We start from the raw sequence: 14,248 nt of genomic DNA on the forward strand, positions 1-14,248 counted from the left end.
ACCGAGCGGACAAAACGGCGCCCAAGTCCATTAAGGACTTGGGCGCCGGATTGATCCAGGTGCAGGCAGTATCAAGCCTCACTCTCGGTCGAACTCAGAATATTCTGCGGGTCATAACCGTACAGGCACTCCCCTTTTTCAGGGTCTGTCACCTTGATCAGACGGTTGAGCGCATCATATTCCAGAATACGACCAGCTTCGTCTTGTGTCAGGTTGCCATTTTCATCGTAATGAAGCTCTGTATAGGTGGGCTCAAGATCGTCGACTCTGTTTTCAATGCCTGAAAGCTGAGCAGGATCCGCAGGGTTTTTGAAATGGTAGATCGCCAGATTACGCCCACCGCCGTCATATTGCGTCACCACCTGACGAATGTTATCCACCGCGTCAAAGCCAAACACCTGGCGGGCTATCTTCTTGCCATGAGGGTCAATTGGGCACAGGTCGCCCTCGCAGTTATAATCGACCAGCCGACCGCGCAAATCATACCTGTACGTTTCTTTCCGCAATACGGTGGGCGGTGTCGCAGGGCCTTCTGCAAGAACGCGCTCAATGATGCGGTCAAATTCGTCATATTCCTGGGTCAGTACTTGCTCGGGCCCTTGGCTGAAGGTGAACGTTCGCGAACGCTCGCGCTCCAGATCATCATATTCCAACGTCGTTTTAAGCGTATTGACCGGTTCGCTTGATGCATCGGTGGTTGCATAGCTCGCTGTACGCCCTAGCTCGTCGTATGCGAATTGGCTCGACAGGTCTCCCAGCGTGGTGGTATCAAGTCGACCCACATTATCGTATTCATTGATCTGGGTCTGGTTCAGCACATCCCGGTACGATTCCATTCGCCCCCTGTAGCTGTAGCCATACTCCATGTCGTAATTACCACGCGTTTCAACGCGTACTTCACCCGTGCTGTAGTACGTGCGCGAAATCGATTGCCCTTGGGCCTCGACACAGCTTTCCAGGCGTGCGTTCTGCTTGTCGAATACATAATTGGCTTCTTTGCCCCCCAGTCTTCGTAGCACAGGTTCTTCTGTGAGGTAGGGACGATAATCGTATTCGATAACACCCAATGGCGTGCTTACCTTGTTGGGTTTGAGCTCACCCGTCTTGTATTCATATTCCTGTAAACGGCCACCGGTTTTCGACCAATCCATCAGGTCCAGGCCGTTGAAGTGTTGCTCACCCAGCAGCTCAAGGTCATTCACCCGAATGGTGATGGGTAAATCCTTGTCGGTGTGTGCCGCAAAGGTTCTGTAAACAACCTCATCCTTACGTAGTTCATGAGCCAGCAGGCGATCGAAACCATCGTAGGTGAATTTTTCTCTCTGCTTTTGCTCCGCGTTACCCAGCCCTGACTCTTCCTGATGTTTGCGACCCAATCCATCGTATTGGGTCAGCGTTTCGCTCTTGAGTACGGTTTCCTGTTCATCAGTCGGCTTCTCCTTCACCCAGCGTCGAACCTGCACAGGCAACTCAAAACGGTTCAGCTGGGTTTCAGTGACCCCGGTCCTGGCGCCGTTTTCCAGTTCGTTCCCCTCATCGTCCAGCACCTTCTGCCGCCACTCGCGTTTGATCGGGCCGGTTTCTCCATCGCCGATCGGGTTGGTTTGCGCGAACTCGCCTACGCCATCAGGGCCGATGACACATAATTGCTCACCCCAGGCATCGTACTTGTAGCGGCTTTTCAAAGGCAGGTCACGGCCCTTGAGCCAGTCAATTTCAGTCTCTTCCAGCAACCTGCCCCATGCGTCGAACCGGGCCGTGTAGATGGGTTTGGTTTCCCCTTTGGGCAGACCATTGTCCGGGTCTTCCCGTTCTTCCCTGATCGTGCGATGAGCACCATCGAAATAGGCCACAGTCATCACACCCTTCACATCGTATTGTGTCTGGGTGGCCTGAACGCCCTCGTCGTTGCTCAGTTGATATTCGTAGCGTTTAAACGCCTCTTCTTCCTTGCCCGGGCTGACGATCTCCCGCTCGACGCGCAGCAGTGCGTCCCATACGGTCATGATTTCCGTATTGGTTTCATCACGGCTGAGCACCGTTTCTCCCGATGCCAGGGAGCGCTGCACTCTGATTTCCTTGCTGGTGCCGTCGTAGCCAGTCAGTAGCTGCTTGTCCTGCAGCACTTTCATGGTGCCCTTGACCAAGGGGCCCCGCCCCTTGGCAGCATCCCAGCTGAGTGTTTCGAAGGTGTAAGTGTGCGCCATCAGGGTGTCGAGCGTGTCCGGTTCGTTCGGTTCACCCTTTTTCGGGTTCGGGTAGCGCGTTTGCTGGCTATTGAGGCGACCATGTTGCAATGGTTTGTCAGCCTCACTGCCCGTTTCATCCTCAGCTTGCTCAAAAGCATGGTGTGTAGCTTTTGTTTCATTGCCACTGGTATAGGTTTCCACCTGCACTTCCAGCCAGTTCTGTTGCTGGGTTTGCGATTGGGCACTGGTCAGCGTTGGCAACTGCTGATAGGTGTAATGCGTAGTGCGTACCGGAGCACTGCCGGGATAGCCGGCTGCCGGCTTCTGGATTTTTTCTTTCAGGTAGGTAACGAAGCCTTCCGCATGGCCTGGGAAGCCCGGCTCTTCTGCCTCATACCAAGTGTAAGTCTCTTCAATACCAGTGACGGTCCTATGCGTCTTCAGGTTGCCGTGATCGTCGTAGGTGCTGGCTTCCGCCAGCCTGAACCTGGCGGACGGGTCGTCCTTCAACCACCAGGACGTATCGATGCTATGGACCAACTGACAATACTTCGGCTGGTCCTTGAACAGGGCGCCAGGCTTGAGGTTATACCCCGTCTGGACTTCCTTGATCTGGTTGCCGATAACTTCGGTTTCGTCGGCATTCAGCGCCTCGCCTACATAGGTCGTTTCCCTGGTAAGCAGGTGGAACTTGTTGAACTCGCGGACGGTGCTGCGTACGGGCTTTTCATCAACCCAGAGTGTCTCTGTGGTGGCATAGTCATAATCGATAACCTGGCGGAACAGATTGTCCAGGCCATCGTTTACCCAGGTCAGCGGTGCATTGCCACCCAGGAAGTTGTGACCGTTGCTGGAATAGGTGTAACGCGTGTCGATCGAGGGTTGCTTATTGCCTGGGTGCTCCACATGCCGTGTAACCCTTGGCAGCGGTGCCAGACCCGAACCGATCGGGAACAGGTGACCGCCATCATCATAGCGGAGTTCATCCTTACCGTCCGAAGGGGTGTAGACCGTGCTGATGCAATCGATATCTCTGATGCGGCTATACGTAAAGCGCCACCTCGGCGGTTTTTCGGTGTGCAGACCGGCGCGGTCCACCGGGTTGTCGATGGGCAGTTCGATGCGGTCCACCCGGTTGTCGGTCCCCAGCACCAAGGTATAGGTGGCGATACCCGTGTCTGTCGGCATCGTCAACTGCACATTGTCATTGCGAACGACTTCCAACAAGGTGACATCGCGCATGTCGGTAATCTTGGTCAACATCGGGAAGCCGTTATGAGTGCCGTATTCCAGGTTCAGCCAATGGCCCTGGCGACTGAAGATGCGGGTCGGCACTGCCCTGACGTTCGGGCTCGAACCTTTTAGCTCGAGCACTTCCACCACGCCGGAGCGGTGCACCACCCGCCAGCGGTCTTCAGCATCCTCATAAAGGTGGAACGTGTCGATTTTTCTCTCCGACATCGTCAACTGGTTGGTAGTGCCGGCACGGCCATCGGCTTTGAACGTTTCGCCATTGGCCAGGGAAATGATCCGGCGGTTCTGGGCAGGGTCGAATTCGGTGGTGCGCAGGTTCCAGCCTGTACCAAAACCACTGTCGGCAAGACTGAGCGGGCTATAGCGCAACGTCACGTCAAACTCGGGCCCCGACTGGTCGTTGCCCGAAATGCTGCGAAGCTTGGCGGTGAAAGTGTACAAGCCTGTGCGTGAATCGACGCCGCCCGTCAAGTGGCTCATGAAATTGAAGGCGTTGGAATGCACCGAACGTTCATCGGACATCATCGTTCTCCTTGGAGTAGCTCGGGATTAGAGGTCGATTTTGACGCAAGAAAGTCTACCGCCCACTTGGGAACCCTCTTTATATTTCTTTAGATCAAGAAGAATACCGCCCGTAATAATAGATTTCGCTGGGGCCGGCCCTAAATCTGCAATCTTTCGCCATGTTGTCGTTGTCGGCTGTATATATGTTCTAATTGTGAACCACCAATTTTTATCACCGGGGCAGTTAGCCTCGGAGTACATTGTGATCAATGTACCCGACGGGGCGTTCTCGATTCGATACCAATACATATCGTCGTTTTTACAACCTTCATCCGGAAAATCATATTCATGAGGTCCATCCGGTTTGATTTCGATTGAGCAGGTATTTCCAGAATCAACCTCATCCTTACCACCGGCTAAATACAGTTGTGCCGTGCCTTTCGTCTCAGAAGGCTTGTCAAGTGCATAAACACCTGCGGCCACTGAAAGCAAAGCCGAGAGCATAACAACACGCCACGCAGACTCGCAGAGTTTCATCATTTCGCTCCTTTCGATATATTGAACAGGCCGCCCGCGCAACAGGTGGCCCATCCGCTTAAACTGGGGTGAACAAAGTATGTTCGATGTAGTTTCGATGACCTAGCGTAGTGGCGCCTCTGTAGGCGAAGCGCCGATAATGGGCATTACCCTGTCGATCCCGTAGCAAAACCACTATGGATCTCGAAAGTTGATCACGCGTAGCGTTCTCTCCCCCGACGTAGAGGAAATCCATCACCCGATGATTAGTGATTACCAAAGTGCCCTGTTCAAAAGCATCGTCAAATACTGTGCTTTTCAGTTCCTCTCGGCCGGACATGAACTTTGACAAGTTCTCATCAAAGTCGATCGGGACGCTATTAGGCACCCCCGACCTCCATTTATCGGCGTCCTTGGCTTCGCTGTCCCGGAAGATAGAACCGGTAAAACTGAACATTACCTCGTTTTTGTTTTGGGACTCCCAACGAATCATGGAAGTGCTGATATGGGGGTCTGATTCGTTACGCGCCAGAAACTCGATGGTTTCGAAGCGGCTGTTAATCAACTTGAGTATCCAGTAATCCTGCGTAACCAAATTATAATCGAACGCCGGGTCACCGGGTTCGTTCGGGAGACCCGTACTGCCTTCTACGCGCACGCGCGTCCAAGAATAGTGTTGTTCCCCGAAGTCAGGAGGTGATTTGGGCGTTACTTCAATCGTGGCCCCCACGCTGCCGCTGTTATCATCGGATTTATAGGTCCCCCCCGTGTCGGCCATGAACATGCTATAGAAGGTGGTCGCCTGCCCCGCCCTCGCCTTGGTATGGAGGTAGAGATCCTGCCGGGTTGTCGCTTCTTCGTTTCTGGCAGGAAGCGCCTCGGCCAATTGCGAATACACCAAATCAAAACGGTTAGCTACGCGACGGGTACCCCAATCTCTCTTGTCGGCTGCATCCAAGCCTCCACTGGGGTTATTGTGATCAGGCAGCGAATCCACTTCCTGTTTATCTTGCTTGATGGTCAAGCCGATGGTGGCGCGTTCGTCTTCAGTCAATTTGTAGTATTGGCCATCCACAGGCTCGGTTTCGATAACTACCTGCAGCCGTAAAGACTGGAACCCGTTCCTCAGCAGTTCGCCCTTGGCACCTTGCTCGGTCCCTCCCGGTACGGTGATGGTATAGCTCGTCAACCTGACCCAGGAGCCTTCTTCCACCAATTGCGCTTCGCCAAATTCGAGCAAGCTGTAGCCTGACGCCAGCACCACGCCATTCTCCACCAACTCGCAGGTCACGACACTGGCGCCCTGTTCTTCACCTGAAGGGGCGATATAGTTACCTTCGCCATCCAGGGTACCCGGGCCGATCAGTTTCCAGCGCCGACGTGCGTCTGGCAGTAATTCCGGGTCTCGCTCTATCAGCGGCACGACTTCACCTGGCTTCAGGCCGGTTGCACGTACAGGGTCGATGACCATCGATTGCAAACCATTGAGCATGACCAGTGTCGACATACGCTGCTGGCTGCCTGTGGCTTGCACTTGCTGGACAGTCAGCTGGCGCCGGCTGGCGGCCTTTTCGGCGGTATAGGAATTTCGGTGGCCGTTGGTCTGCGCAAGCTGACCGCGCGGCTCTCCGAGCAGCGACCACTCGATATTGCCCCCCGGCATGGCCGCGCTCAGTGCAATCGGCGTGCGCGCTGCAAACACACCCACCCGCGGCGCGATCTGCACCTGCTCGAACTGCACGATCAGTTGGGTGGTCACGCGATGCGTTTTCTTACCATCGTCAGAATCAAGCTCGGCTGTAATCAAGATTGTCAGGCTGTGATGGCCAATATCCTCAAGCCCAACAGCCTGGTAAAAACCATCAGGGCCGATTTCACCATCGCCCACCGCCAAATGGCTCTGGCGGCTGCGGGCATACCATTGGCTGGCTTGCACCTCCTCCCCAGCCTGATCGCGCAGGGTAAACTTGACTGATCCGCCCGCAGGCACGGTAGTGGTGGGCGAGTCGATGGTATATAACGGGGGTACAGCGACAATATTGCCAAATACTGCGAGGTCGTGCGGGGTATGCCGTTCGCGCTCCTCGAACTTGTGCAACGTCCCGAACAAAATCGATGCCAGAACATCCAGGTTGTCGTCACGCACATGGCCTAGCAGGGCTTTGTCCACAACGATGGTCGCCGAATAAAGCTCGCGTCCGTCTTCGTCCAGGTCATCGGGAATCAGGTAGGGAAAAGACTCTGGTACCTGGCCTGGCTCCGTATTTGCCCGCAACTGAATGAAGGTAAGTACCGCACCGTCGCCATAATTGTCCGCCCCCAAGACGTTGGCGCCTGGTGCCGGCTGGGTCAGGATAGTGAAGCTGACGGGCGACAACGCCGAGTAGCCTGAGAAGTCGATCATGCCTAGTTCGAACTGGCCTTGGTGCGCGGGTAACCGTTTGAACCAATCCTGCATGGCGGCAGTGATCAGGCCATTGAGGTGCTCGTCTTCCCCCCCCAGGTTGCAGCTGAAACTGGACGCCTCCGCCAGGTCTAGCGTGACCCTCCCGCGCCGGTCGATCTCGCCGGTCACCAGCTTGAGGTCGACGTTCATCACCAGCGAATACCCCATGGACGCATCGATGATGAAGCGCGTCTGCAGGTTCTCTGCCAATGGCGATTGACGCCTGTAGACCCCGGCCAGGATAGGGAAGGTCAGCTGTGCTGTGGAGTTCTTTAGCGACGCGTTGGCGAATGAAAGCAGCGGCGGGCCAAATTCGATCTTGCGCAACACGCTTCGTGTGCGGATATGGTCTTCATGGTCGACATCTGCATTGAACAGCGGAACGAAACTCAACGCACTAAAACGCTGTTTGTATTGCTCGAGCAGCACGTCGTTAAGGCGCGCGCGGCTGAACGCCGCAACGGCACCCCAACCTTCTGTGATGTTGTGCTTGTCCATCCGCTGCAACACATAGGAAATGGGGTTTGACATGTCATTCTCCTGTCAGTGAACGCGAGTGGGTCATACCGAGCGCGTCTTCGATGCCAGCATCTGTTGGCACAAGCCAGTAAAGCGGCTGGGCTGCGAGGGCATGACCAGGTGCCCTTCAAAGAGCCCGTACCCCTCTGATTCATGGGAGGCAATCACCACAATGCCGGGGGATTGCGGCCCACTCTGCGCGGGCACGTACAGGCCGGTGTCAGGGTCGATTTGCCCCGTCCCCACTGCCAGGCGCCACTGTGCGGCCACCGGGTCTTTGTTCGAACCTACATAAGCCTCAAATTGCATGCTGCCATCGCGCTGGGGTGCAGTGGCCAACGTCACCCTGAGCATGGGCTGCCGCAGGGTGACCAGCGCATGTACGGCCTGCTTGCCGGCGGGCTCTTCGAGCTCCACCTCAAACGATTCCACCCAATAGGTTTGTTCTTCGTTCGAATCGGCTGCCTTGGCCGTGTAGCGGCAACGACGCCCCTGGTCTTCTTCCACCTTCTCGCCGCTGTACTTAGGGTCAGGATTGACCATCGTCCATTTCAGCGGTTTGGTGTCGAGGGACGCTTCGTCCAGCACCCCTGCATTCAAAAGGCGCTGTGTGCCGGCTTGCATCACGGTGATGAAGGGGTTGACCGTCAGTGGCTGGCGCAGCACCGTAACGACGGCAACGCTTCTCTGGCCAGCCGCGTTGGAGGCGATCACCAGCACTTGCCCCGAGCGCCTCTGCAAGGTGTGCGCAGGAGGTGCCCGGAATTTGCCATCGACGAAGCTGCCAGGGTCGGAAGGCCCGCCAGGGAGGGTTTCCAATGTCCAGGTCAGCGCCTCGTTTTGCGGGTTATCCACTATGAATTCATGAAAGCCGCCCGCGAGCACATTCACATCGTCATCGCGAATGCGAAACGCAGCATCGTGGCTCAGCGAACCCGAAGCCAACAGCGCACCGGGAAACGCCAGGTCGGCAGGGTTGAACTTTATGGTATGGCCACCCCCGATTGTCAGCGCTTCCATCCACTGCTCCGGGGCTGCAGGGTTGAGTTTTTTCGCAATCGCCAGCAGGATTGCCCGCTTCACCGCGTAAGCCGCAAAGTCCCCTGCCTGCAAGCGCAGTTCCTCGTATTCATCACCCTCGGGAAGGCCGCGCCGGGCATGGGCTTCCTGTGCTTCCGGCCAGGGGGAGAAAAACTGCCCCTCCAGCAAGCCCTGATCGCTTTCAATGTTGGGTAGCAAATAGAAACGGTGTCGCAGTGACAGGGCAAAATCCGCCTTGAACTCCGAAGGTACCTCTTCACCCTTGGCTAGGCAGCTGAAGTCAATCGTAGTCTCGCCATGCCACTGCAAGGTGATCAGGTCCAGCTCGAAAGTGGCTGCAACCCCACCTGCCGCCCCTATTTGGAAGGGCTTGGCGGCAAAGATATATCCTTGGGACTCATAATTCGTAGGCGGTATCTGCAAGGTGCCCGCTTCAGCAACCACCTCGACAAGCCGCCCGTCTTCACTGCGGTGGCTGAAACGCCCCCCGTCCAACAGCTGGGTGAAACCAGCGAGGAAGGCATTACGGTGTAGCACACGTGAACTGAGCAACTGCACCGCATCTTCTGGCCCAGGCGGGTCTGGCAGCAGACGTGGGAAATCGCCATTGATATTGGGCAAGTCCCCCGCACTGCCATATTGCGAAGAAGCAAACACGACCAAGGTGTCACCCTTGTCCTGGGCATCCGCCTGTGTGGCAAGCTGGGCAACCCTCAATTCAAGCTCCGGTTGCCCCTGCAACCCCTTGACCAGCGGGTACTCAAGTTTTTCGGCCTCTACTGGCAATTGCTGACGCAACCAGTCACCCGCCAACAGTTGTTCGCTGTCGTACTCACTCACTGCAAGGCGCATGTCTTCGCCTTTGGACACATCCAGCACCAATGCGCCATTCTTGAAATCTGCGCTGGCTTGTTGTTTAAGCTCAAGGCCTTGTAGCGCATCATGCTCGGATAGGCTGAGCACTTTATTGCCGCTTTCGGTCATGACCAGGGTTCCACCATGCAAGTTGGCCACCATTTCCAACCTGGTGCTCTCGTAACTCGCGCGCTTAATGCCCACTTGTGGCCCTGACAACTGGTACCCTGCAAAGTGGTAAACGATATCGCTCATGTCAATTTCAAGCTGGCCAGATAAACCTGCAATTTCGTGTCCCTGGCTTAGATGGGTGGCATGGGTTTGCCGAAGCGCGGTATTGCCTGCGGTCAGGCACACGCCCGTAATACTGTCCCATTTCATTAGGTCCGGGTTATCGACCAACCAATCACCCAGCAATGACGGTTTGTTCATGCTCATGACGAGTCTTCCTTTATACTTTGGGCAGTTGGAAAGCACCTACGCCGCGCACAGCCTCCTCCAGCCTCGCCGGGGGCAAAGTTTGCACCACATACTGGTGGGAAACTCCGTAATAAACCGTATCATGCGTTGCTGTTATCACGGCAAATGGATCACTGCTGGACGCATCATGGGTATAGATACCGGTAATGGGGTCGATGACACCCGAGCCGTACACTACTTTCCATTGGGCTTGATCCGGAGTTAATTCAACGTTACCCACCTTGGCTTTCAATTGCACAGTTCCAGCCGCAACATCCACTTCACGCGTAATTTTCATTGGCAGCCCCGCATTGCCTTCGGTGATTACCAATGCGACGCGCGCGGTCTCCCCATCAGTGGAATCACTCAGCGTAATTTTATCGAGCGCGAAAGAGGCAGACTCGTCAGGGTAGTCATCCAGGGGGGGCATCACTGCAGGGGGGGTATAAACTGCAGTCTTACCGTCGGCGGTCAACTGGCCGTATTGAGGCGGCTCCCACTTCAGGTTCGTGACATCACCCAGGTAGCCGGCTCGCAAGTTGACCGTGGGGGGCGTGCTGTTGACCTGTGTCACATAGAGGAGCGGACTGATGTGCAAACCCGACCTCAAGACAGTCATCAGTGCCGAACTGCTGAAGTCGGTGTCTATGTGTCGCGCATTGACACGCAGCCGTACAAAGTCGCCATCGAAGTCCGAGGCAGCCGGCGGTGTGTACAAGCCGGTATGTTCATCGATCGAACCGATCTGCCCGTTGGAAACAGAATCCAGTACAGGCTCGCACGTCCAGCGAATCAGGCCGGGGTGTGCCGGGACCGTGTTGAACTGCAAGGGCGCACTTCCCGCCACCAGGGTATGTTGCATGGGGTCTATGGCGAACGCGGTTACGGTCGGATTGACAGCGCCAAAGAAGACGAGATCACTAGGAGCGTAAAGAGTCTGGCTGATAAGAGCATTGCCAAAATTAAGCTTGATGGTGTTATCGACCAATTCACGGAGGGGACTGGTGAATTCAAAATTTGTCTCAAACGCTTCACGCAGGAGCACCTCAACACTTGGGGTTTCGACACCTTCAACCGCGCTGAATAAAGCGTGCAGAAAAGTGTGAATTTGAACAACCATGAAGAAAAGATAGAACATCATGATGTTCAAAATAATCCAGTAATCCGGATCAATTGGCGGCACCTCGGGAAACTTAATATCCCCAATCACAGGTGCCGGCGCATGAATCTCCTCCACATTCAAGCCAACAAACTTCAAGGCAATACCGTAACTATCAAGCTCGTATGAACAAGTGAACTTATAGCTGAAATCATCCTGGGTACGCCGGTAAAACTCAGAAGTATCCACCCAGGGTTTAGCCAACGCCCTGCCAATCATCCCTGTATCATCATCAAGAGATATTGGCTCAATGACCATTAGACCTGTAACGTGCCACTCGAACTCTACCTTATCATCATTGATCGAAACTTTAAAAACCTTATCAAGCTTAATTACAATCTCATCCATGAAGACCTTAAAGGTCACGTCCAGCCTTCGCCCGATCATATCTGGGTCTGTGCGGAATTTATGCTCTAGCGTCTGCGCTGCAATTCTCATTTCTCCACTTTTTGCTACAGCCCCTACTAACCTACCCTCATCGTCATGGACAACGTCAAACTCGACGTCACCCACGATCGTTTTCAGGGACTCGACCAACTGTGCCAACATGATTCGCGAGGGTTCAACCAACACCGTCGCGTCATAGGACATGTCATTGGGAAGGAGGTAGCGAAAATCATTGCCAGGGATGTGTCCTTCTTCATCCCCTTCAAAGCGCACCATGGCCAGTACCGCGCCTTCGTCATCGTCTGCGTCCCGCATGCGTGCCTGCGTGCGCAAGGCAAACGATTTGGCGCGCAGTAACGGATCACCGCCTGCTTCTATCTGGCCAAGCGTAAACACACGTTCTGGGGCCTCCAGCCCGTCAAACTTTTGCTTGAACCACTCACCCACCAGCCGTTGCTCAGTGGGGTCGTCTGACACGTTGATGCTGAAGTCGGAGCTTTCTTTCAAATCAAGTCGCACGCGCCCCTCTTCACCCACCACACCGGGCACATTGGCCAGTAGCAGTTTCAGGTTAAGTTCCGGCCCCAGCAGCGGACTGGTTTCGCGTATTTCCCGAACTTCCCACTCCCCGGCTGCATTACGCAGACCCAACTGTGTTCCCGACATGACCTGTGTGGTCAAGCGCGCGGTGGAATCGTTGGCGTGCCCACCCAGGAAGCCCAATCGCGGCCAATCCAGGGTAAACTGGTTCAGTGCAAAACGCCGGTCCGGGCCATTCTCGATACTCCCGGTCAAGGGCTTGAGGTAAGAGTCTGTTTTGAACCGACGAATGTAAGCCTGCAGCAGCAGACGATTCAGCTTCTCTCTGTCCATGAAAGAAATCAGCCCCCAGTTCAGGCTGCGTTTCTCCTCTAACAGCCACGCATACAATTGTTCAAAGTTATATTCAGCCATGGTTCTATCCTCATAAAACCTAAGATCGTTGATACTTATCAATCACGAATCATCGCAACCAAAACTTGCCGTATAACCGAACTCAAGGCACTACCTTAAACTGGGCAGTCTGGCCTTGAACAAAGCTTGTACCTTCATCGAAACTGACTTTTACGTACACATGAAAATGGGTATTCTCCTCGAGCTTCAACAGATACTCCTTGCTCAGACTCATTCGCAACCAACCCTCATTCCATTCATCCACAGAGACCGGCTTGTCATCGCGTATCACTTCATCTGGCAAGGAGGGCTCGCCCGGCTTTGACTTCCCCGTAACATAAACGCGTACAATCTGGCCCTGCGCGAAGAAATGCCAGCTATTACTGTTCAAAGTAAAAGTCACACTATCGATGACCTGCGACACTGGAATGTCCGAGGTCGCAAAGTCCGGGCACTGAACCGCTTGAAAAGCATCGGATGTCAGTGGTTGAATTTTCAAGCCATAGGCAGGTGAGCGCTGCTCGCCATCATCAGCATCTTTAACGGTATAAAACACTTTGACCCGCTTGCCAAAATTGGCAGGTACCACAGCACGGGGAATCTGGAACTCCCAGGGATTACCTATGGTCGGTGTATCGGTTTGGTACTTACCTGTAGTACCAAACCCCTCCCAGTACATGGTTATCTTGCCATCATTGGTCTCCGACTCCTGCGGCACCCGGATTTTTGTCCCCAACGTCAAAAGACTCGGGCTGATGTAAGCGAATGAAACCATCTCTGGATCAACTTCCTCGCCCGGATCAGGTTCTTGCTGTGTAGCATCCGGGTTGAACGGTGGTTTAAGAACCAACGGCTTCTTCAAGATAAGATCCAAGGGTGTGGAGTCGGCCGCCCCGCCCACCCTGGCCCATTGCCAAGTCAGCTTTACCGCCTCACCGATGTGTTCTTGCAACCATTGCGCCGGCACAAGAAAACGCAAGCGCTTGCTGTCCAGAATTGAACGGTCTATACGCAGCATGTGTCGGCTAACCTTCTTGCTCACAGCCGTAAGCAGCAGTTCATCACCGTGTCGAATGCCGTAATCATCCACTTCAACCGGTAAGCCGTCCCCATACTTGGCCGGGTCAAGCCAGTCGTCACTGTGCCCCGGTATTACCGGGGAGGGCAAACTTGGCGACTGCCCCGCGTTTTGCTTGATGGTGAAGCGCTGGACCGGAGACTGGCTTTTTCCACCGTCTTTATAGTTGACGGTATAGCTCAGCTCGCACCACCCACCGGCTATTAAAAACTTGATTTCGTCAATTACCCAAAGCAATGGCTCATCAGAACCCTCACCCAACTCTTTGGTGTATTCTTCGGAATTACCTAATTCGTCGCGCCATGAAAGCACAACGTTATCACCCGCTGTCATGAAGGGATAATGGGTGGTCACAACACGGCCATCCCCCTTCAAGCGTGCGAGGTCAATTACAAGACCGTCACTGTCCATGAAGTGCGGGGGCGGCAACATCAGAGCAGGCTCAACTTGCTTGTTGATATAGAAAAACAGCCGGCTGGATGACTCTTCCAGGGCAGGGCCTGGCATGACGTTACCCCGAATATCGGTTCGCGCGTATGAATAGAACGCATAGCCCTTGTTCAGGCCTTGCAGCAGGCCATTATCTATTTCAATCAAGAAACTGCCATCAGGCTCCAGATCAGTCACAGGTAGCGGGTTTGGGTCACGGTCATGAACTTCCCCCAGTGCGCCACACCCGAAAAAGCGCGGAGCGACGAAATGCCCCAGGTCTATTCCTGGGTACTTGATGTACGTTTTCAGCGCTTCAGCCCCTAAGTCTTCAAGGCTCAGCGAATCACCCTTCAATAACGGAATCTCGGGGCGCGGCAGCGCCGCAGTTGAAGCCAATAAGCCCTCTGATTGCTCGCCATGCCGCTTGCGAAGTTTCATTCACTAATCCCCACCGTATTAATTGCTTTGATCAGCAC

At 54.6% G+C, this 14,248-nt stretch carries 6 protein-coding genes; all 6 read right to left on the reverse strand.

Features of this window, described 5'->3' with window-relative positions; all coding sequences use genetic code 11:
* Nucleotides 1-71: 71 nt before the first annotated feature.
* On the reverse strand, nt 72-3,965 hold the full coding sequence (locus N5D53_RS09595) for an RHS repeat domain-containing protein (protein WP_190870092.1): 3,894 nt from the start codon (nt 3,963-3,965) through the stop codon (nt 72-74).
* A gap of 27 nt (nt 3,966-3,992) precedes the next feature.
* Entirely contained in the window at nt 3,993-4,484 is a 492-nt protein-coding gene (locus N5D53_RS09600; protein WP_266022967.1) for a hypothetical protein, read from the reverse strand.
* Nucleotides 4,485-4,542: 58 nt separating this feature from the next.
* Nucleotides 4,543-7,440 (reverse strand): hypothetical protein, encoded by a 2,898-nt coding sequence (locus tag N5D53_RS09605; protein WP_266022965.1) that lies wholly within the window; start codon nt 7,438-7,440, stop codon nt 4,543-4,545.
* 30 nt (nt 7,441-7,470) lie between these two features.
* Complete coding sequence (locus N5D53_RS09610; protein WP_190870090.1) at nt 7,471-9,762, reverse strand: hypothetical protein; 2,292 nt, start codon at nt 9,760-9,762, stop codon at nt 7,471-7,473.
* 13 nt (nt 9,763-9,775) lie between these two features.
* A complete protein-coding gene (locus N5D53_RS09615) occupies nt 9,776-12,283 on the reverse strand; it encodes a hypothetical protein (RefSeq protein ID WP_266022962.1) in 2,508 nt (835 codons plus the stop codon).
* A gap of 82 nt (nt 12,284-12,365) precedes the next feature.
* The gene (locus N5D53_RS09620; RefSeq protein ID WP_190870089.1) at nt 12,366-14,210 is read right to left on the reverse strand and encodes a hypothetical protein; all 1,845 of its coding nucleotides are present in this window, start codon (nt 14,208-14,210) and stop codon (nt 12,366-12,368) included.
* Nucleotides 14,211-14,248: the final 38 nt, after the last annotated feature.

Origin of the sequence: Pseudomonas sp. GD03862, assembly GCF_029840855.1 — a bacterium.
Classification (GTDB): domain Bacteria; phylum Pseudomonadota; class Gammaproteobacteria; order Pseudomonadales; family Pseudomonadaceae; genus Aquipseudomonas; species Aquipseudomonas alloputida.